At 66.7% G+C, this 20,054-nt stretch carries 23 protein-coding genes; 9 read left to right on the top strand and 14 right to left on the bottom strand.

All coding sequences use genetic code 11. The features are described 5' to 3' along the window. Positions 1-6: 6 nt before the first annotated feature. Both IIE29_RS07365 and IIE29_RS07360 read right to left on the bottom strand, forming a co-directional pair. Entirely contained in the window at positions 7-1,227 is a 1,221-nt protein-coding gene (locus IIE29_RS07365; RefSeq protein WP_209324564.1) for a M20 metallopeptidase family protein, read from the bottom strand. Between the two features lie 84 nt (positions 1,228-1,311). Continuing rightward, positions 1,312-1,668 (bottom strand): VOC family protein, encoded by a 357-nt coding sequence (locus IIE29_RS07360; protein ID WP_209324563.1) that lies wholly within the window; start codon positions 1,666-1,668, stop codon positions 1,312-1,314. Between the two features lie 240 nt (positions 1,669-1,908). Between IIE29_RS07360 and IIE29_RS07355 the strand changes: the two genes are divergently transcribed. The 4 genes from IIE29_RS07355 to IIE29_RS07340 all read left to right on the top strand — a co-directional run bounded on the left by IIE29_RS07355 (position 1,909) and on the right by IIE29_RS07340 (position 5,198). Beyond that, positions 1,909-2,709: a SurA N-terminal domain-containing protein gene (locus tag IIE29_RS07355; protein ID WP_343071832.1), complete on the top strand. Its 801-nt coding sequence runs from the start codon at positions 1,909-1,911 to the stop codon at positions 2,707-2,709. A 189-nt stretch (positions 2,710-2,898) separates the two neighbouring features. Then, on the top strand, positions 2,899-4,269 hold the full coding sequence (locus IIE29_RS07350) for an L-lactate MFS transporter (RefSeq protein WP_209324562.1): 1,371 nt from the start codon (positions 2,899-2,901) through the stop codon (positions 4,267-4,269). Positions 4,270-4,285: 16 nt separating this feature from the next. Further along, positions 4,286-4,456, top strand: coding sequence for a hypothetical protein (locus tag IIE29_RS07345; protein ID WP_209324561.1), 171 nt, complete (start codon positions 4,286-4,288; stop codon positions 4,454-4,456). 304 nt (positions 4,457-4,760) lie between these two features. Then, on the top strand, positions 4,761-5,198 hold the full coding sequence (locus IIE29_RS07340) for a MarR family transcriptional regulator (RefSeq protein WP_209324560.1): 438 nt from the start codon (positions 4,761-4,763) through the stop codon (positions 5,196-5,198). Between the two features lie 370 nt (positions 5,199-5,568). On the opposite strand, the gene IIE29_RS07335 is transcribed toward IIE29_RS07340, so the two are convergent. Then, a complete protein-coding gene (locus tag IIE29_RS07335; protein ID WP_209324559.1) occupies positions 5,569-5,964 on the bottom strand; it encodes a hypothetical protein in 396 nt (131 codons plus the stop codon). Between the two features lie 22 nt (positions 5,965-5,986). Continuing rightward, entirely contained in the window at positions 5,987-6,268 is a 282-nt protein-coding gene (locus IIE29_RS07330; RefSeq protein ID WP_209324558.1) for a hypothetical protein, read from the bottom strand. A gap of 310 nt (positions 6,269-6,578) precedes the next feature. Here IIE29_RS07330 and IIE29_RS07325 point away from each other — a divergent pair, with 310 nt between their 5' ends. Both IIE29_RS07325 and IIE29_RS07320 read left to right on the top strand, forming a co-directional pair. Next, the gene (locus tag IIE29_RS07325) at positions 6,579-8,060 is read left to right on the top strand and encodes a S1C family serine protease (protein ID WP_209324557.1); all 1,482 of its coding nucleotides are present in this window, start codon (positions 6,579-6,581) and stop codon (positions 8,058-8,060) included. Between the two features lie 51 nt (positions 8,061-8,111). Further along, positions 8,112-8,906: a TVP38/TMEM64 family protein gene (locus IIE29_RS07320; RefSeq protein WP_209324556.1), complete on the top strand. Its 795-nt coding sequence runs from the start codon at positions 8,112-8,114 to the stop codon at positions 8,904-8,906. A 53-nt stretch (positions 8,907-8,959) separates the two neighbouring features. Here IIE29_RS07320 and IIE29_RS07315 read toward each other — a convergent pair whose 3' ends face one another. The 8 genes from IIE29_RS07315 to paaA form a co-directional block, all read right to left on the bottom strand. Continuing rightward, entirely contained in the window at positions 8,960-9,736 is a 777-nt protein-coding gene (locus IIE29_RS07315; RefSeq protein WP_209324555.1) for an enoyl-CoA hydratase/isomerase family protein, read from the bottom strand. Between the two features lie 65 nt (positions 9,737-9,801). Further along, positions 9,802-10,662, bottom strand: a complete 861-nt coding sequence (locus IIE29_RS07310; RefSeq protein WP_209324554.1) for a 3-hydroxyacyl-CoA dehydrogenase family protein — start codon at positions 10,660-10,662, stop codon at positions 9,802-9,804. Then, a complete protein-coding gene (locus IIE29_RS16825) occupies positions 10,659-10,829 on the bottom strand; it encodes a hypothetical protein (protein WP_246475780.1) in 171 nt (56 codons plus the stop codon). The genes IIE29_RS07310 and IIE29_RS16825 overlap by 4 nt, the downstream gene beginning before the upstream one ends. Positions 10,830-11,017: 188 nt before the next feature. Beyond that, positions 11,018-12,109 carry a 1,2-phenylacetyl-CoA epoxidase subunit PaaE gene (gene paaE, locus IIE29_RS07300; RefSeq protein ID WP_209324553.1) on the bottom strand — a complete coding sequence of 364 codons (1,092 nt, stop codon included), beginning with the start codon at positions 12,107-12,109 and terminating at the stop codon, positions 11,018-11,020. After that, positions 12,109-12,648 carry a 1,2-phenylacetyl-CoA epoxidase subunit PaaD gene (gene paaD, locus IIE29_RS07295; protein WP_209324624.1) on the bottom strand — a complete coding sequence of 180 codons (540 nt, stop codon included), beginning with the start codon at positions 12,646-12,648 and terminating at the stop codon, positions 12,109-12,111. The genes paaE and paaD overlap by 1 nt, the downstream gene beginning before the upstream one ends. Then, complete coding sequence (gene paaC, locus IIE29_RS07290) at positions 12,642-13,637, bottom strand: 1,2-phenylacetyl-CoA epoxidase subunit PaaC (RefSeq protein ID WP_209324552.1); 996 nt, start codon at positions 13,635-13,637, stop codon at positions 12,642-12,644. Before paaC ends, paaD begins: the two co-directional genes overlap by 7 nt. Before the next feature lie 13 nt (positions 13,638-13,650). After that, entirely contained in the window at positions 13,651-13,992 is a 342-nt protein-coding gene (gene paaB, locus IIE29_RS07285) for a 1,2-phenylacetyl-CoA epoxidase subunit PaaB (RefSeq protein WP_209324551.1), read from the bottom strand. After that, the gene (gene paaA, locus IIE29_RS07280; protein WP_216629607.1) at positions 13,989-15,065 is read right to left on the bottom strand and encodes a 1,2-phenylacetyl-CoA epoxidase subunit PaaA; all 1,077 of its coding nucleotides are present in this window, start codon (positions 15,063-15,065) and stop codon (positions 13,989-13,991) included. Before paaA ends, paaB begins: the two co-directional genes overlap by 4 nt. 553 nt (positions 15,066-15,618) lie before the next feature. Here paaA and paaI point away from each other — a divergent pair. The 3 genes from paaI (at position 15,619) to IIE29_RS07265 (ending at position 18,466) form a co-directional block, all read left to right on the top strand. After that, positions 15,619-16,116: a hydroxyphenylacetyl-CoA thioesterase PaaI gene (gene paaI, locus IIE29_RS07275; RefSeq protein WP_246475779.1), complete on the top strand. Its 498-nt coding sequence runs from the start codon at positions 15,619-15,621 to the stop codon at positions 16,114-16,116. A gap of 131 nt (positions 16,117-16,247) precedes the next feature. After that, positions 16,248-17,543, top strand: a complete 1,296-nt coding sequence (gene paaK / locus IIE29_RS07270) for a phenylacetate--CoA ligase PaaK (protein WP_209324550.1) — start codon at positions 16,248-16,250, stop codon at positions 17,541-17,543. Positions 17,544-17,716: 173 nt separating this feature from the next. Continuing rightward, a complete protein-coding gene (locus IIE29_RS07265) occupies positions 17,717-18,466 on the top strand; it encodes a TetR/AcrR family transcriptional regulator (protein WP_209324549.1) in 750 nt (249 codons plus the stop codon). Positions 18,467-18,499: 33 nt separating this feature from the next. Here the strand turns inward: IIE29_RS07265 and IIE29_RS07260 are convergent, their stop codons facing one another. Then, a complete protein-coding gene (locus IIE29_RS07260; RefSeq protein WP_209324548.1) occupies positions 18,500-19,342 on the bottom strand; it encodes an SMP-30/gluconolactonase/LRE family protein in 843 nt (280 codons plus the stop codon). Positions 19,343-19,414: 72 nt separating this feature from the next. After that, the gene (locus IIE29_RS07255) at positions 19,415-20,050 is read right to left on the bottom strand and encodes a TetR/AcrR family transcriptional regulator (protein ID WP_209324547.1); all 636 of its coding nucleotides are present in this window, start codon (positions 20,048-20,050) and stop codon (positions 19,415-19,417) included. Between the last annotated feature and the right edge of the window lie 4 nt (positions 20,051-20,054).

Below are 20,054 nucleotides of genomic sequence, written 5' to 3'. Positions count from 1 at the left end.
GCCGCCTCACCCCGCCTCGTCGGCCAGCCGCGCGAACGCCAGATGCGCCAGCGCCGCGGACTGATCGCCGAGCAGACCGTCGTCGAACTGCACGCGTGGCGAGTGGTTCGTCTCCGCCGCAGGATCAATGCCCTCCGGAGTCGCGCTGAGGAACACGAAGGTCCCCGGCACCTTCTCGAGCACATAGGAGAAGTCCTCGGAGCCCATCCGCGGATGCTCGGCCTCGACGACCCTCTCCTCACCGAACACCTCGCCGAGGCGGCCGAGGACCGTCGCCGTCTCGCCGGGGTTGTTCACGGTCACGGGGAAGCCCACCTGGAAGTCCACCTCGGCGGTGCAGCGATGCGCCCGGGCGATGTTCTCGGCGACCTCGTGCACTCTCTCCTGCAGCAGTGTCAGTGAGTCGGCGGAGAGGAAGCGGATGGAGGCGGCGAGCTTCGCCGAGTCCGGGATGACGTTGCTCGCCTGGGAGCCTTCGAGCTGGGTGACGGAGACGACGATGGGGTCGAAGATGCTGAAGGACCGAGTCGTCATCGTGTTCAGCGCCAGCGCGATCTCGGCGATCGCGGGCACCGGGTCGCGGGTCGACTGCGGCTGGGAGCTGTGCCCGCCGGCGCCGTGGATCGTGAGGTTGAGATCGGCGAATCCGGCCATGAGCGGCCCGCCCCTGGTCGTGAAGCGCCCGCGCTCATCGGCCTCCACGTGGATCCCGTACGCGGCGACGACCGGCACTCCGGCGGCGTCGAGGACGCCCTCGGCGATCATCGGCTCGGCACCGCCCTCGACCTCCTCGGCGGGCTGGAACATGAAGATGATCGATCCGGGCAGCTCGTCCCTGTGCGCGGCGAGCAGGCGGGCGGCTCCGACGAGACCCGCAGTGTGCATGTCGTGCCCGCAGGCGTGCATGTTCCCGTTCGTCGAGGCGAAGTCGAGGCCCGTCTCCTCCTTCACCGGCAGCGCGTCCATGTCACCGCGGAGCAGGACTGCGGGGCCAGGCTTCCCGCCCCGGAGCACCGCCACCACCGAGGTGAGGCTCTTGCCCGTCGTGATCTCGAGTCCGAGGCCGGCGAGTTCGTCGAGCACGGCCTTCTGCGTGCGCGGCAGGTCGAAGCCGAGCTCGGGATCAGCGTGCAGTCTCCGGCGCAGGGCGATGAGATCGCCGAGGTGGCTCTGCGCTTCGGTGCGGAAATCGGGAATGGGCGCAGATGCTGCTGCGGAACTGGACACAGGTGCTCCTTCGGGCCGGACGGTCTGTGACTCCGACTCTACTGAGAAACAGTCGCCCACGTGAGACCTGTGCGGAGCACCTCCTCATGCCGTGCCGAACATGACCTTCCGGCCGTCGGGGTCCTCGACGGTGACGACGACCTCGTCGACGTCGACGAGCGGGGTGCCCGCGTGACGGATCCGCTCGAGGAACTCCGCCTGGTCGGGGATCCGGAAGTACAGGTGCGTGAGGTTCGACTCGGCAACCGGCGGGAAGGTGTAGTCGGCGAACGCCTCAGCACCGTGGAGGGCGATCTGCACACCGTCGAGTTCGAACACGAAGTACGTGTAGTCCTCGTCGCCCGCGGCCTCGAGCGGAAGGCCCGCGATCTCGCGATAGAAGGCGGCGGTCGCCTCGACGTCGGTGCAGGTAAGGAACACCCCGCGAAACGTCGATTCCATGATCGGCTCCTTTCGCCCCAGGCTTCACGGATGTGTGTCCGCGGCCGCCCCCGTCCGGTAGCTGAAGTGTACCCGCCGAGGCGGCTCGTGGTCAGCCCCGATCGGTCCGAGTCGGGCCGCGACGAGGCGCGGCAGCGGCCGACCGCAGGAGCCCTTGCCAAGAGACACACATATTCCACACATTCTTCGGTGAATCGTCGCTGTTAATCTGGCAGGCTGAATCCGAGAGCAGGAGTGATTGTGCGAACCAACCGGTGGTTGCTGGGCCTGGCCATGTCCGTCTCCGTCGTGGCGCTGGCCGCGTGCGGAAGCCAGGGCGACGACGCGAAACCGCAGGAGTCCTCGGCCGCAGCCGAGCAGTCCCCCGGTGCTGACTCCGCTGGACAAGACCAGCAGGGCCAACAGGGCCAACAGGGGAAACCGAACACGAAGGACATCCCCGAGGTCGTCGCCGAAGTCAACGGCGAGAAGATCACGAAGGACGATTTCGTCCCTCTCTTCGAGACTCAGTACCAGCAGATGCAGATGCAGGCTCAGCAGTCGGGTCAGCCGGTCGACGAGAAGGGCCTGAAGAAGCAGACGGCCGAGAACCTCGTGAGCACCGAGGTGCTCACCCAGGAGGCCGATAAGCGCAAGATCTCGGTCTCGGACAAGGACATCGACAAGGCGCTCAAGGAATCCGCGAAGTCGGGGCAGATGAGCGAGAAGGACTTCCTGTCCGCCATGAAGGACCAGGGCATGGATGAGAAGAAGGTCCGCTCGGAGCTGAAGAACCAGCTGAAGATCGAAGGCCTCATCGATGACGAATACGGTGAGTTCGAAGTCAGCGGCGAAGAGATCGGCCAGGCCTATGAGAAGGCGAAAGCCCAGCAGGAGCAGATGGCCCAGCAGGGCGGACAGGGCCAGGCCCCCGAGGTGCCCTCGATCGATGAGATGCGCCCCCAGCTCAAAGAGCAGGTCAAGAGCGAGAAGTCGAACAAGGCGACCCAGAAGTACGCGAAGAAGCTGCGCAAGCAGGCCGACGTTACGATCAACCTCTGAGGCGGTCGCGGGCTTCACTTCCCGCTGAACGGGAATCTCGAGACACTTCTGCAGGAATTGCTGAGCATTCCTCGAAAAATCCTTGGGTGAGCCCTACCCTTGAGGGGAACAGGAGCGCGATACGTCCGCGCTCCGTCCACTCTCCGCTGTCGACGCCGACACGGATTCCATAGCGAAAAAGGACTTCCCGTGGCTTCCATTCTCACGCGCTCGGCAATCGTCGCGCCGAAGAACTTCAACCGGTGGCTGATCCCACCGGCGGCATTGGCCATCCACCTGTGCATCGGACAGGTCTATGCCTTCAGCGTGTTCAAGATCCCGTTCATGTCGCACTTCGACGCCGGTGAGGTCTCGATCGGCTGGATCTTCTCGATCGCGATCCTCATGCTCGGCATCTCCTCCGCCGTGTTCGGCCCCTGGGTGGAGAAGAACGGACCGCGCGCCTCGATGGTCGCGGCAGGCACCTGCTGGGTGATCGGCTTCTTCATCGCCGCCCTCGGCATCGTGGCCGGTCAGCTGTGGCTGGTCTACCTCGGCTACGGCGTCATCGGCGGGATCGGTCTGGGCATCGGCTACATCTCGCCGGTGTCGACGCTGATGAAATGGTTCCCGGACCGTCCCGGCCTGGCCACGGGCCTGGCGATCATGGGCTTCGGCGGCGGTGCTCTCATCGCCAGCCCGATGTCGAACCAGCTGATGAACCTCTACGGCGGCGGTGCCGAACCCGAGAACCTCGTCGCGGGCCTGACCCCGACCTTCATCACCCTCGGCATCGTCTACGCCGTGGTCATCGCCGCCGGTGCCTTCGTCATCCGCGTCCCGCACCCCGAATGGGCGCCGAAGGGCTTCGACCCTTCGCAGGCGACCTCGAAGCCGATGCAGACGACTGGCAATGTGTCCGTGCGCAACGCGATCAGGACCCCGCAGTTCTGGCTGCTGTGGGTCGCCCTCTTCCTCAACGTCACCGCCGGAATCGGCATCCTCGAGAACGCTGCCCCGATGATCCAGGCCTACTTCGGCATCACCGCCGCGGCGGCCGCCGGCTTCGTCGGTCTGCTCTCGATCGGCAATATGGGCGGCCGCTTCATCTGGTCGACGACCTCGGACTACCTGGGCCGGAAGAACAACTACATGCTCTACCTCGGCGGCGGCGCGGTCCTCTACCTCCTCGTCGCCTTCTTCGGCGGCGGTTCGCTCATCCTCTTCGTCCTGGCCACGCTCATCATCATCTCCTTCTACGGGGGCGGATTCTCCACCGTGCCCGCGTACCTCAAGGACCTCTTCGGCGTCTATCAGGTCGGGGCCATCCACGGTGCGCTGCTCACCGCGTGGTCGGCGGCCGGTGTGGCCGGGCCGCTCATCGTCAACTCCGTCGTCGAGGCCGGGGAAGCGGCCGGAAAGTCCGGTCCCGCGCTCTACACGCCCGGGATGTTCATCATGGTCGGCGCCCTGGTCATCGGGCTGATCGCCAATGCACTCATCCGCCCGGTCAGTGACAAGCACTTCGAGCGCGAAGAGGACGTCGCAGCCCGACAAGCCGCCGCCCTCGAAGAGAACTGAAGGAAGAGCTGAGCTCATGAATGACTCCACCCCCATCGCGCAAGTTCCCGATTCCGGTTCCCCGCAGTCTCCCGTCGGAGGTGCCTACAAGACCGTCGGCACGACTCTGACCGTCGTCGTGGTCGGCGGCCTCGTCTGGGGACTGGCTCTGACCGTGATCAAGGCCGTCGCGATCTTCACCGCCTGACCCTCGCCGAGGCTGCCCTGACCCGGTCGCCCATCGTCTTCGTAGCGGGAGATCTCCGATTTCCGGTAGAACCGACAGGGATCGGTCTTTTGCAATCGTTCCCGACGGGCTGAGATTCGACCGGCCGTAATCCGAGCGGACGTGGACCGACCGGCCGCGGTCTGACGTGCTGCCAATTGACAGGCCGCAGATAATCGTCGAATGACCCCTGCCCTCGATTATCTTAAATGCTCAATTTACTCCTATGGATCTCGCTCATGAGCTTCACGACCTGGTCCGCACACTCGACAGGCGGGCGGAGCAAATGCTCCGTCCCGAGGGAATGACCTACAACCAGTACGTCGCTCTCGTCACCCTCGGTCAGCTCCCCAGCATCACCGGGCGCACCCTGTCGAAGTCGCTCGGCGTCACCGAGGCGGCAGGGTCCGGAATTGTCAAGGCGCTGCTCGCCGACGACCTCATCACCAACGGTGCGACTCCGGGATCCGGCAATCGTCGGGAACTGCACCTCACCTCGGCGGGGGAGGACAAGAGCGCGCACTGCGCACGCCTGCTCGGACACTCCCTCGACGACAATGCCCGCGCGATCGGCATCGGCCCGAGCTCGCTGGCCTCCGCGATCCGCGACCTCCACGCCATCGGCCGCCTCCATTACCTCCTGGCCGTTGCGTGGTTCACGATCAGCTATGCCTGCATGGGCAATTTCACCAGGCTCTTCACTCCGCATTTACGTTGGCTCTGAGCCGACTACGAGGAGTGACAGAGAGGCGATGGAGGTATGCCACAAGTCAGCACGAAAAAGCTCTGAACTTGGGAAAGGTCGCGTTTGAGCTTCGGAGGAGTCAACGGGGCGGCAGGACGGAACTTCAGAGAGACAGCGATAAAGGACTCTTCCCAAACGACGATTCCTACATCCCTATCTGAGAGGCGTCACGTTACCGGCCGAGCAGCCAGGAGCATCGCGGTAGGCCATAGGCACAGCACTAACCCTTGTCGGCAGGCAGTGCCAACTCCGAGCTGTCTCCCCACTCGCTAGCATGCGGCGGGGTCGCTCCGACGCTGAAGGTGCAGAACTCAGCCCCCTCGAATTTGTACCCCGGGGTTGGTTATGTTTACCGCGTTTCGTAGCCGGGTGGAAGCCCCTCGGGGTAGTGTTCCGGGTCAATAACAGAGAAGTCTTCGATGTTCACCGAAACTGGGTCAACGTCACTGTCTTCGTTGTCATCGGTGGTGGAATCAACCGAGAAGTCCCAGTCAGGGTGGTCTTCCATAATCCCGTTGGCGATCAACGCTAGTGCGGCATGCTGCCCACCACGTTCGTTACCCATCGCGGCGACGGCATCAGATCGCACGTCCTCTACCGTGGCAGCGAGGCCACGAATATCGTAATCAAACGAGACGAGAGAGCCCTCGAGATCACGGATTGGAATAGTCATCATCGGGCCACGAATCTCAACATCGCCTGCGACCGCGACCATCGTTGCGAGTCGGCCGGCGAGGACCATCAAGATCTTTGATTTCTTTACTCATCTACTTGCATTTGCTCGAGGTGAAGGACGTGATGATGTTCTTACCCTTATGCGAGACCGGAACTTTGAACCTATCAAAGACTTTCCCGTTGTGCTTCAATTCGACCGGGGCACAGTAGGCGTAGGTGTCATTTGCTTGCCGTGGAGCCTTCTCTGGCTTCTTGAGCACTTGCTTGTTGGCGAACTCCATCAGTGCGTACCAGTCACCACCTGATGCTTTTCCTTGCCACTCTTTCTTGTGGTTTTCCCCGATGTGTCGAAGCCCCCCACCCGGCTTTCCCATAATTTCCACATCGCAGAGCTGCGGTTTGTTCCTCGGCCGCAGCTGCGCCGGGGGCGCCAGTTGCCCCACCGAAGGCTATCGCCAGCGTGATGACAGGGAACCGCGCATCGGATTCCACCCAAATAAGGTGAGATTCTCGGCTCGACATTCGATCTGAGATGACGCGTTGAGAGCCGTCACCCGATGTGTACTCGTACCCCGTCCTCAAAAGTCGAAGCTTGGCTCCAGCTGCGCCACAGCTGGGCCACAGCGTACGGATGCTCAATAGGAATCACAGAGAACTTCCGCAGAACGGAGAAAGGCACAGACCATGAACGAGTCGAGGCGCACGAGGTCAGCACACACGGCGACCGGCGCTGGGTACAACGGTGAGAACCCATTCGGCACCGAGACGACGGCGAGCGCCGTCACCCGATCCCGCCCACGCAGGCGTCGACTCGCCCTTGCCGTCACCGGAGCAGCGGCTGCCCTCGCACTGAGCGTCGGAACGCCCGCGGGCCTGCCGGCCGCCGCAGTGTCCCACGCCCACACGGTCGCGGCCGGGACCACCGAGGCAGCCGCCCCCTTCACCGGACAGCCGACCGACCCCAGCCAGGGCAGCAGCGGACAGGGTGGCACCGGACAGGGCGGCAGCGAGTCGCCGAACCTCGGCCAGGGCGGCACCGGACAGGGCAGCGGCACCCAGGGCGGTGACTCCGGCGGTACGACATCGGGCACGACACCCGGAAGCGGCAACGGCAGCCTCGGCGGAGGAACCACCCCCGGCGGCGGCGCACAGTCCCCCGACACCGGTCAGGGAGACAACGGCTCGACCCAGCAGGAGGCCACAGCGGCCAGTGCGAAGGAGTCCACCGGCGTCGTGCTCATCGACACCGAACTCGGCTATGAGAAGGCCGAGGCGGCCGGCACCGGAATCGTGCTGAGCAAGGACGGACTCGTTCTGACGAACAACCACGTCATCGCCGATTCCACGAAGATCGCCGTCACCGTGACCACGACCGGCAAGACCTACACTGCGAGCGTCGTCGGCTCGGATTCGACCGAGGATGTGGCTGTGCTCCAGCTCGAGGACGCTGAGGACCTGCAGCCGGCCACGATCGACGACGACACCGTCGACGTCGGTGACGACGTCACCGCCGTCGGCAACTCCGAGGGCAGCGGTCGGCTCATGGCCGCTGACGGAACGGTCACCGACCTCGGCGCCTCCGTGACCACGACGGCCAAGGGCACCGAGGACTCGGAGACCCTGGACGGGATGATCGAGGTCCAGGCCGATATCGTCTCCGGCGACTCGGGTGGGGCCCTGCTCGATGACGAGGGCGAGGTCGTGGGCATGGACACCGCCGCTTCCTCGGGCACCGCGGTGGTCACCGGCTTCGCCATCCCCATCGAGGCGGCGCTGACCACGGCCGATGCGATCATCGACGGAGAGCAGACGAGCACGAACACCCTCGGCTACCCGGCCTTCCTCGGCATCGGCGTCAGCCAGTCCGGTCAGGCGGACCAGTCCGGCCAATCGGGTCAGTCGCGCCAGTCCGGGCAGCCCGGTTCCGCAGCCACCGAGGGTGCGGTCGTCGCCGGAGTCTACGAAGACACTCCCGCCGCCGAGGTGGGGCTTGCCGCCGGGGACACGATCACCGCGATCGGGTCGACCCCGATCACCGACGGCAACTCACTGTCCGAAGCCATATCGAACCACGAACCCGGCGATACTGTGTCCCTGACCTGGACGGACGACTCCGGTCAGAGTCACACCGCGGAGGTCACGCTGACCGAGGGTCCCGCCGCCTGATCCGATCCGACGGTTTGCCGTCGTGCCCGGGACCGGACGTAGGATCGATCCATGCCCGGACACGATGACGCCTCGACGCCGGAGCGGTCGCCCCGCTCCGGCGATTCTCGTGCCCCCGCAGCCCGCTCCGGCCGCTCCCGTCTCGACTGGTCGACGATCCTGCGCAATATCGCCCTCGCCCTGCTCCTGCTGGCCGGCGTGTGGGCGGTCTTCAACGTCCGCCTGCCCTCCATCGACGTGCTCCAGAGCGACATCGCGGCCGCCGGCTTCTGGGGCTTCGGCGTCTTCATCATCATCTACGCGGTCGTCGCCGCCACTCCGATCCCGGTGACGATCATGGCCACTGCCGGCGGACTCGTCTTCGGTCTGCCCTTCGGCACCCTGCTGTCGATGATCGGCGTCGTCCTCGGCTGCTGGGGCGGATATTGGATCGCCCGGGCGCTGGGCCGGGACACGGTGCTGCGGCTGCTCGGCTCCCATGCCGAGTCCGTCGAGTCCAGGCTCACCGGCGGCGGCTTCTACGCGGTGTGCGCTCTGCGCCTCATGCCTGGTTTCCCGTACTGGCCGGTGAACTACGGCAGCGGGGCCCTGGGCGTGGACAATCGCACGTTCCTCAGCGCCACCCTCGTCTCCTCCCTGCCCGGGCAGCTGTCTCTGGTGGCAGTCGGGGCGTTCATCGGCGACCCGACGGTGCTCAACGCCATCGCCGTGGGCATCTCCTGGGCCCTGGTCATCGCGCTCACGATCGTCACGATGCGGCGCTGGAAGTCCGCGCGCACCAGCACCGAGGCGGACGGCGACCAGCCGCACGACAGCCAGGAGCCGAATGACGCTCAGGAGCCCTGATGACACGCCCGGAGATGCGACCGATCGCTGACTCCACCGGGCTCGGCTGAGGTCTATTCGAAGTTCGGTTTGCGGCGTTCCTGGAACGCTTTGAAACCTTCGGCGTAATCGGGGGTCTGCCGGGCCGACTCCTGCAGGGCGGCCTCCTCGGCGAGCACCTCGGACAGGCTCGGTCGATCGTCGGCGATCTTCTGCACGAAGCCCTTCTCCATGGCGAAGGCCTCGGCGGGTCCGGAGACGATCCTCTCGAGCTTCGACTCGACGAAGTCCGACAGGTCCGCAGCCGGAACCGCACGGGAGACGATCCCGGCGGCGGCTGCCTCGGCGCCGGTCATGAAGTCGCCGGTGACGATGAGGTCCATGGTCCGGTGGTAGCCGAGACGATCGAGGAACACATGGTGCGCGCCGGAGTCGAGCATCGCGCCGATCGCGGCGAAGGGAGAGCCGAACTTCGCGTCGTCTGCGGCGAAGATGATGTCGGCGGCAGCGGCGACGCCGAAGCCGAGGCCCAGCGCAGCGCCCTGGACCTGGGCGATGACGGGGATCGGCAGGGCGCGGATCGCCTGGAAGACGGGGGCGAAGACCTCGGCCAGGAACGCGCGGGCGTCATCGGTGTCGACGTCGACGCCGCTGATGTCGCGGCCGGAGCAGAACACCTTGCCCTCACCGCGGATGAGCAGCACACGCACGTTCGGGATCGCCTCGGCGACCTTGGCCACGGCCGCGGCGATATCGCGGAGGTCGTCCGCGTCGAGGGCGTTGCGGGTCTCGGGTCCGTCGAGGACGATCTCGGCGATCCGGTCGCGGTTCCTCAGCTGGATCTCGGTCATGGATGCTCCTTTGCGTCTGGTCATGGCCGTCGGTCACTCGCTGGCTCGGATGAGCGAACGAGGTGTCACCAAGTGTAGAAGCCCTGGCCGGTCTTCCGGCCGAGTTCGCCGGCTTCGACCTTGTCGCGCAGGATCTGCGGAGGCGCGAAACGGTCGCCGAGTTCGGCGGCGAGGTGGTCGGCGATGCCCAAACGCACGTCGAGGCCGACGATGTCCGTGGTCTGCAGCGGCCCCGCCGGGTGCCGATAGCCCAGAGTCATGGCCCGATCGATGTCGGCAGGCTCGGCCACACCCTCTTCGACCATCCGCATCGCTTCGAGGGCCAGGGCCACGCCGAGGCGGGAGGAGGCGAATCCGGGCGAGTCCCTGATCGTGATCGCCGTCTTGCCCAGTCCTGCGACCCACCCCTTGGCGACCTCGACGAGGCCCGGGTCGGTGTGGGTGCCGACGACGACCTCGACGAGTTCGGAGACGGGGACGGGATTGAAGAAGTGGAGGCCGATCAGCGCCTGCGGCCGCGGCAGTGCGGCGGCGAGTTCGTCGATGGACAGCGCCGAGGTGTTCGTGCCGATGCTCGCGGCCGGAGCGTACTTCGCGATGCCGGCGAGGATCTCCTGTTTGAATTCGACGTCCTCGGGCACGGCCTCGACGACGAGGAGGGCCTGATCCAGCAGGGTCGGGTCGCGGACGACCTCGACGGTTCCGGGGACCTCGATGCCCTTCGACGCCGATTTCTCGATCGAGGCATCGACGCGCTCGCGTGCGGCGGCCACGGTGTCCTCGGTGCTCTCGATGACGATGACGCGGGCGCCTGCGGTGGCGAAGGCATGGGCGATGCCCGCTCCCATCCGGCCGCCGCCGTAGACTCCGACGGTCTCGGGCACGCGCGGGGCCGCCGAGGTGCCGGCGGGTTCGGTCTCATTCATGCGATGTCGCCTTTCTCCGGGTCGGTCCCGGCCGTCCGGTCGGTGGTCCGACCCGTCTGTGCGGCCGACTCGGCGGCCTTCTTCGCCTTCTTGGCTTCGCGCTTGGAGAGGAAAGCGTCCATGCGGGCGAACTTCTCCTCGGTCTCGAACAGCACGGCCTGGGCCACATTATCAATCAGCGGGTGGACCTCGCGGGGAGCGTGGAAGCCGATTTGCTCAGCCGCACCGCCAGGGACGCGAAGCTCGCGATCCGCTCGGCCAGAGCCTGACCTGCGACTTCGAGGGCGACCTTCGGTTCGGTTTCGAACTCGGCGCAGACGGCGTGGTGGGCTCGGGGTCCGGGGTTGTCGGCGGATCAGGAGTCGAAGTCGACCGTGACCTCGTCGCTGACGGGGAACGTCTGGCAGGTGAGGACGAAGTTCGCCTCGACCTCGGCGTCCTCGAGGGCGTAGTTGCGGACCATGTCGACCTCGCCGCCGCAGATCTTCGCCCGGCAGGTCCCGCACACTCCGCCCTTGCAGGCGAACGGCAGATCCGAGCGGGTCTCCTGCGCGGAGTCGAGGATCGTCTTGCCCTGCGACATCGCCGAGGTGGAGCGCTTTCCGTCGAGCACGACGGTGACCTCGCTGGTGGCTCCCTCGACGACCTTGTCCGCGTGGACGACCTCCGGCGGGGGCTCGTCGACGTAGAAGAGCTCGAAGTGGATCTTCTCCGGGGGCACGTCGAATTCGGCGAGGACGGCGCGGGCGTCGTTCAGCATGCCGAAAGGTCCGCACAGCCAGACATGGTCGAGGCTCTCGGTCCGCACCAGGGAGGACAGCAGCTGCCGCAGCTTGTCCTCGTCGAGACGGCCGGAGAAGAGTTCGACGTCACGGGGCTCGCGGGAGAGCACGTGGATGAGGTCGAGCTGCTGGTTGCGGGCGTCCTTGAGGTCGGCGAGCTCCTCGGCGAACATCACGGTGTTCGTATGGCGGTTGCCGTAGAGCAGAGTGACCGAGGCCTCGGGGTTCGACAGCACAGTCGCAGCGATCGACAGCATCGGGGTGATGCCCGAACCGGCCGCGATGCACAGGTGCCTGCCGCCGATCGAGGGATCGGCCCGGAAGCTGCCCGAGGGCGGCTGCACTTCGACGACGTCGCCGGGGCGCACCTCGTGGACGAGCCATTGGGAGAAGAGACCTTCGGGGATCTCGCGCACGCCGATGCGCGGATCGCTGCCTGCCGGGGCGCAGATCGAGTAGGTGCGGCGGTGCTCTTGACCGTCGATGCTGCGGCGCAGGGTCAGGGACTGGCCGGCGGCGAAGTCGAAGAGTTCGGCGTATTTGTCCGGCACGTCGAAAGTCACTGCCGCCGAGTCCTCGGTGAGGTGGTCGACCGACTTCACGGTCAGCGGGTAGAAGCTCGAACGGGAAGCGGTTCCGGTCGAAGAGCTGATCGTCTCGGTCATCAGATCTCCTTCACGTGGTCGAACGGTTCGAGGCAGTCGAGGCACTGGTACATGGCCTTGCAGGCGGTCGGCCCGAATTCGGAGGACAGGTGCACGTTGTCCGAACCGCACAGCACGCAGGTGACCGCGCGGCGGGTGGGCATGAGGGTCAGCGCCACCGGCCCCTCACGGCGAGGCGCCTGCCCGGGCGGGGAGATGCCCGCGTCCTTGAGTGCCTTGCGCCCGGCCTCGGTGATCCAGTCGCTGGTCCAGGCCGGGGTCAGGGACACGCGGACCTCGGCATCGGGAAATCCCGCGTGCAGCAGTTCGCGCTGCAGATCATCGCGCATCGTCGCCATCGCCGGGCAGCCCGAATAGGTGGGGGTGATGGTGGTGACGACGCGGCCGTCCTCGATGCTCACATCGCGGAGCACGCCGAGGTCGACGAGCGTGAGCATCGGCATCTCCGGGTCCGTGACGCGACCGGCGGCGGCACGGGCACGGTCGATCGCCTCGGTGCCGGTGGCGGGCTGCTGGGTGTCGAGCACGGCGGTCACCAGCGTCCCTCCGGATGTTCGCGGGCGACGACCTGCATATCGGCGAGCATCCTGCTCAGCGCCTCGGTGTGCAGCCCGTCGCGGCCCTTCCGCCCGTGCACGCCGACTCCGGCGAGGCCGCCCTTCTCGGGACGGTCGATGCCGGCGGCGGCGAAGACTTGGTCGATGATGACTCCGGCCTCGTCGGCCACCTCGGCGGGATCGACGCCGATGCCGGCGGCTGCGACGGCGGCCTCGACCGGGTGAGTCTCGAAGAGCTCGGTCCACAGCGGCCACAGACCGTCGAGTGCCTTGAGCAGGCGGGCCCTCGACTCCTCGGTGCCGCGGGCGAGGATGAGCACCCAGCGGCCGGCGAAGTCGCGGTGGTAGGACATCTCCTTGACACCCTTGGCCGCGATCGCCGCGAGCACGGTGTCGCGGCTGGCCGCGAGCCGTTCGAAGATCGACAGGCGCCAGGTCGAGTAGATGAGGATCTTCGCGACCGCCTCGGCGAAGTCTCCGTTGGGAACCTCGGCCAGACGGACATTGCGGAACGCGAGGTCGTTGCGGAAGTAGGCGAGCCGGTCCTCATCGGGCACGGGCGAGCCTTCGGGCAGTTCGGGCACGAGGTTCGGGTCGGCGGCCGCCGCGCGGGCGAGCAGGAGCCGCGCCTGGCCGAGGAGGTCGAGGGCGATGTTCGCCAGGGCGATGTCCTCCTCGAGGTCCGGGGCGCCCGCACACCATTCGGAGATCCGCTGGGAGAAGACCAGGGCGTCGTCGCCGAGCATGAGGCAGTAGACGCCGAGGTCGGCCGCGTCGATGCCTTCGGGCACGGTGGTGTCGACGCCTGCCAGGGGATCCTCGAAGTCGGTGCCGAAGGCCCAGTTGGCGTCGTTGACGAGCAGACCCGAGTAGGCGTTGTCGTGCGTGTCGTGCTCGACGTTGGTTCCGGCCTCATCATGTGCGACGTTGACGGTGGGCTCGCTGCCCGCCGGTGTGTGTTCGGTAGTCATGTCTCGGCCCTCCTCACATGTGCGGGACATCGGCGGGGATGTCGTAGAAGGTGGGGTGGCGGTAGACCTTGTCGCCGCTGGGGGCGAACATCGGGTCCTTCTCGTCCGGGCTCGAGGCCGTGATGTCGGAGGCGCGGACGACCCAGATGCTCACGCCTTCGTTGCGTCGGGTGTAGACGTCGCGGGCGTGGTGGACGGCCATCTGGTCATCGGCGGCGTGCAGGGATCCGACATGGACGTGGTTGAGTCCACGCTTGCCGCGGACGAAGACCTCGTACAGCGGCCATTCGCCGCGGGTCGAGCCCGCAGCGGATTCGTCCTTCGCCGAGGTGGAGCCGGGATTGGTCTCGGTCATTTCGCTGTCTCCTCGGGTGTGGTGGTGTCGACTCCGGCGGCGGGGGTGGTATCGGCGGCGGGGGTCGTATCGGCGGCGGGGGCGGTTCTACGGTCGGCAGTCGCCTCGGCGGCCTGGTTCTCGGCGAAGGCGAGCGCGGCTTCGCGCACCCATGCACCCTCGTCCCAGGCGCGCCTGCGATGGGCCAGGCGCTGTTCGTTGCAGGGCCCGTTGCCCTTGACGACGGCCCAGAACTCGTCCCAGTTCGGGGTCGAGAAGTCGTAGTGTCCGCGCTCGGCGTTCCATTTCAGTCCCTCGTCGGGGAAGGTCACGCCCAGGGCCTCGGCCTGGGGGACGGACATGTCGACGAACTTCTGGCGCAGTTCGTCGTTCGTGTGGGTCTTGATGCCCCAGGCCATCGACTGCTCGGTGTTCGGGGAGTTGTCGTCCGGGGGCCCGAACATCATCAGGGACGGCCACCAGAAGCGGTTGACCGATTCCTGCACCATCTCGCGCTGGGCCTCGGTGCCGCGCATCATCGTCATCAGCAGCTCGTAGCCCTGCCGCTGGTGGAAGGACTCCTCCTTGCAGATGCGGATCATTGCGCGACCGTAGGGGCCGAAGGAGGTCCGGCACAGCGGCACCTGGTTGCATATCGCGGCACCGTCGACGAGCCAGCCGATCGTGCCGACGTCCGTGTAGGACAGGGTCGGATAGTTGAAGATCGAGGAGTACTTCTGCTTGCCGGCGACGAGCTTCTCGGTGAGTTCGTTGCGCGTGGCGCCGAGGGTCTCGGCGGCCGAGTAGAGATAGAGACCGTGCCCGGCTTCGTCCTGGACCTTGGCCAGCAGGATCGCCTTGCGGCGCAGCGAGGGCGCGCGGGAGATCCAGTTGCCTTCCGGCTGCATGCCGATGATCTCCGAGTGCGCGTGCTGCGCGACCTGCCGAATGAGCGTCTTGCGGTAGGCCTCGGGCATCCAGTCGCGTGGTTCGATCCGGTCCTTGGCCTCGATCGTCGCCTCGAACTGCGCTTCGAGCTCCTCGACGGAGACGTCGCCGGACGAGGCCGTCGAGCCTGTGATGTCTGTTGTCATGACCATTCCACCTCTGACAATTCCGCCATTGGACGTGTCCTCATCGGTCCTCACACTGTCTTCGCCGAACAGACACTCGATCCCGGGTCGGGTCTATTGCGAGATCCGCTGCCGAGACCAATTACTGACCGTTTGTTCTGTATTCCTTGCGTTCAGTGTGGCACACCCCACGCCGAGTCGCAACGCACCTGAACGCGTCCGGCCCGCACCTCACCGCAGCATCGACTGAGAGATGGTCGCTATCGGATACTTTGGGCGAAGATTTCCGTCCGATTGCGACCACCGTTTGACGCGAACCCATCCGATTGCGACCACTTGCTTCTCGCGACAGGAACTGGCGCACACCTTGCGGCACACCCCTCCTGCCGGGCCACGCGAGAAGACATCCCCGCGACTTGACAAGTGACGCCGAACACAACGATATTTATTGACCAGATGGTCGTTTATTCGCCGGCGGCTCTCCCCGGGAGCGCAGGGGATCTTCCGCCGTCGTTCACGCGCAGAGACCGCTGCCCACGAGGTCAGCGCACCGCGACTCGAAGAGGAGCCGACTATGGGCCGATCCGCCCACGACACCACGATGCGCCCGGAAGCGGGGCCCGCAGAGGCAAGGCCCTCGGAGGCGGTGCCCTCGGAAGCGGGGCCCGCAGAGGCGGCCACCGGCGCCGAGGCGATGTTCGCCAATGACCGAGCCTCCCAGCACCTGGGCATCACCGTCGACGATCACGGCCCCGGCTGGGCGCAGTGCTCGATGACGGTCACCGAGATCATGACCAACGGCCACGACATCACCCACGGCGGCTACGTCTTCCTCTTCGCCGACACGACCTTCGCGATGGCCTGCAACTATCCCGGCTCGGTCACGGTCGCCTCGGGCGGGGACATCGATTTCCTCAAGCCCTCCTTCATCGGCGACGAGCTCGTCGCCCGGGGCAGGGAGGTCGTCAAGCAGGGCCGCTCGGGCATCTACGACGTCACGGTCACTCGCGGTGAGGAGGTCATCGCCACCTACCGCGGCCGCTCCCGCACACTGCCTCCACGAAAGCAGTGACCTCGCCCGCCTGGACACAGTGACCCAACACTCACCACACCCAGCCACCCCGCTGACGACACGGCACCGCAGCCGGCGCGCCGCCGCGGCGGCTCACAGATCTGCAAAAGAGATTTCGCAAGGAGACGATGATGACTGATCCCGACCTCGACGCCGGCGAACGGATGAGCCTGGACGAGCTGCGCGCCGACCAGCTGAAGAACCTCAGGACCACGGTGACCTCCGTGTACGAGAAGGTGCCCTTCTACCGGAAGGCCTTCGACGAGCTCGGCGTGACTCCGGCGGACATCACGAGCCTCGAGGACATCGCGAAGCTGCCGTTCACGAACAAGCAGGACCTGCGCGACAACTACCCGTTCGGACTCTTCGCGGTCCCTCAGGAGCAGGTCGCGCGCATCCACGCCTCCTCGGGCACCACCGGGCTGCCGACCGTCGTCGGGTACACCATGGGTGACCTCGACAAGTGGGGCAGCCTCATCGCCCGCTCCGTCCTCGGAGCCGGAGGCAAGCGGGGACAGATGATGCACAACGCCTACGGCTATGGTCTGTTCACCGGCGGTCTCGGCGTCCACGGCGCCGAACGCCACGGCTTCACGGTCGTGCCGATCTCCGGCGGGCAGACCCCGCGTCAGGTGCAGCTGATCCAGGACTTCAAGCCCGATATCATCACCGCCACGCCCACCTACCTGCTCACGATCCTCGATGAGTTCCGCAAACAGGGCATCGACCCGACGACCACGAGCCTGAAGACCGCGATCTGCGGCGCCGAACCGTGGACCGACGAGATGCGCAAGGAGATCGAGCAGTCCTTCGACATCGATGCCGTCGACATCTACGGCCTCTCCGAGGTCATGGGCCCGGGCGTGGCCTGCGAATCGGCCGTGACGAAGGACGGGCCGACGATCTGGGAGGACCACTTCTACCCGGAGATCGTCGATCCCTTCACCGGTGAGGTGCTGCCCGACGGCGAGGAGGGCGAACTCGTCTTCACCTCGCTGACGAAGGAGGCCCTGCCGATCATCCGCTACCGCACCCACGATCTCGCGACGCTGCTGCCGGGCACCGCGCGGGAGAACTTCCGTCGGATCTCGCGCATCACGGGCCGCTCGGACGACCTCATGATCATCCGCGGCGTCAACGTCTACCCCGCCAATGTCGAGTCCGTGCTCTTCGAGTTCGCACCCCTGAGCCCGCACTTCCAGCTCGTGCTCACCCGCCCGGGCAGGATGGACGAGATGACGGTCGAGGTCGAGGCCCGCGAGGGCATCGGCGCCGTCGAGCTCGAAGGCCTCGACCGCCTTGTCGCGGCGCGGATCAAGGCGCGACTCGGCGTCTCCTGCGATGTCGCCCTCAAGATGCCCGGCGCCCTGCCGCGCTCGGTCGGCAAGCTCAAACGCATCATCGACCGCCGGGACGGCGTGCGCTGAGATGACGACGCGCCTTGCGAACCGGAACCCGACAGGTGACCTCACCGCCGTGGTTCCGCCAGCTGCGGGCCCGGCGGCTGTGGGTCGGGCGGCTGCGGGTCCGGCGGCTGCGGGTCCGGCGGCTGTGACGCACGTCGCGGCGGCCGCCGAAGGGGTGCTTTAGACTGATGCGCATGCCCGAATCGTCCTCACCTGCGCCGACGCCGCCGACCACGACGGACCCGTCGGCCGCCTCCACCGAGACGGTCGTGCGCTCGTCCCCTGCCTCCGAGCAGGCACCTGCCAAGGCGCAGTCACCCGCCGAGGCGCAGTCCCACGCCGAGGCGGACGGTTCCAAACGGTCCCGCCGCGGACGTCCCGGATACGACCGGGAGACACTGATCAACAAGGCCACCGAGGTCTTCGTCTCCCGCGGCTACGACGGCACCTCGATGGACACCGTCGCCCGCGAACTGGGGATCACGAAGTCTGCGATCTACCATCATGTGAAGTCGAAGGAAGAGCTGCTGCACCTGGCGATCAATCGCGGGATCGGCGCCCTCGACTCGGCGGTCGAGGCCGAGAGCCACCGGACGGGCATCACGGCGCTCGAGCGCCTGCGCCTGGCCGTGCGCGCCAGCGTGCTCATCCTCATCGAATACCACCATTCCGTGACCCTGCTGCTGCGAGTGCGCGGAAACTCACCGGTCGAGCTCGAAGCGCTCGAACAGCGGCGCCGCATCGATGAGAAGATCCGCGGCCTGGTCTCCGAAGCCATCGCCGAGGGCGGCCTCCGCTCCGATTTCACCCCCGGTCTCATCACCCGCCTGCTCTTCGGCATGGTCAACTCGATCACCGAGTGGTACCGCCCGAGCTACCCCGTCGACCCCGACACCATCGCCGAGGCCGTGACCACGATGGCCTTCCAGGGCCTGGAGGCCTGAGACAGCGGCTGCCGGGCCCGCGAGCACCTGAGATCACCCCGCGAAAGGACGGACCGGCTGACCGGTCACCCCCACCTCGGCGGCGAAGAGCGCACCGGCCAGCGGATCCGCGGAGGTGTCCACGTCCTCCTGGGAGGAGGTGATGAAGAGCCGATCGAGGTTCTCCCCGCCGAAGGTGCACGCTGTCGTCTTCCCGGCTGCGACCTCAACGACGCCGTCGAGGGTTCCGTCGGCTCGGTAGCGGTGGACGGCACCGCCGTTGGCCACTGCGGTCCAGACGCAACCCTCGGCGTCGACGGTGAGCCCGTCGGGCAGACCGCCGTCGGGGAGTTCGACGAGGACGCGGCGGCCGCTCAGCCCTTCGACGGGATCGAAGTCGAAGACGGCGATCTGCTGCGTGGCCGTGTCGTTGTAGTAGACGAGAGAACCGTCGGGGCTCCAGTCGATGCCGTTCGAGATGGTCACGTCCTCGAGCATGACCTCGGCCTTCCCATCTGGGCTGAGACGGTAGAGGGAGGCCGCTCCGGCACGCTGGTCGTAGGCCATCGATCCGCACCAGAAGTTGCCCTGCGGGTCGCAGCCGCCGTCATTCATGCGGATATCCGACTCAGACCACAGCTCGGACAGCGCAGTGATCTCACCCGCTTCGCTCTCGAGGGCGAATCCGCGCTCGACGCCGATGACGGCTCCGCCTCGGCTGCGCGGACGCACTGCCGCCGCGACGTCTCCGACATGCCGTCGCTCGACGCGGTCGCTTCGCAGCGTGAGGATGTCCCCGGCGAGCATGTCGACCCAGCGCAGCCCGCCCCAGGACGGCGACCATACGGGCCCTTCGCCGTGAAAGGCGATCGGATCAGTGATCTGTTCGGCTCTCATGGACCCAGGCAAGCACAGCCCGGCCGCTGCGACAAGGCCCCTCAGCCCGCTGGGGCATCGAGGGCAGAACGCTCACCCGAAGCCGAGTGCCGCCATCCCCGCGGCCATGGCCCAGTTCATCGTCTCGTCCGCCTCGGCCAGGAGATCGTCGCGGGGCGGGTCGTATCCGCTGATCACCCAGTCGACGACGAGCTGCAGTCCGGCGCCGACGAGCACATCGCCGAGGATGCGCTGCCTCGCCGGGGTCAGCGCAGGTCCGGAGGACGCCCTGACAAGTCGGTCGACGAGCTCGTCACCGATCGATCGCCCATGCGAGCGGTAGAGCTCGTCGACGCGGGCGCTGACCCCGAGGACCTCGAAGAGGTGGACCTTCGCCCGCACGGGGTTGGCCTGCGCCCAGCCTAGGAAGGCCGCGATGAAACCGCGCAGCACCTCCGGGGCGGTGTCCCCACCGCCGGCGAGCACTGCGGCGCGGAGGTCGGCGACCACGCGCTCGTAGACCTCGCAGAGGAGATCCTCCAGGCTCGCGAACGATTCGTAGAAGTAGCGCTTGTTGAGGCCGGCCGCCTCACAGACGGCCCCGACGGTGGCAGCCCGATACCCCTCGGTTCCGAACAGCTCGATCCCGGCCGCGATGATCCGTTCACGCCTGGCACTCTCCCGCGCCTCGCGGCTGGCCCCGGCGTAGGGGCGCCCTCGACTCGTCACACTG

This window comes from Brevibacterium renqingii, assembly GCF_017808095.1.
Classification (GTDB): Bacteria; Actinomycetota; Actinomycetes; order Actinomycetales; family Brevibacteriaceae; genus Brevibacterium; species Brevibacterium renqingii.
Note: the sequence above shows the minus strand (reverse complement) of the source record. Positions and strands in the feature narration are given on the sequence as shown.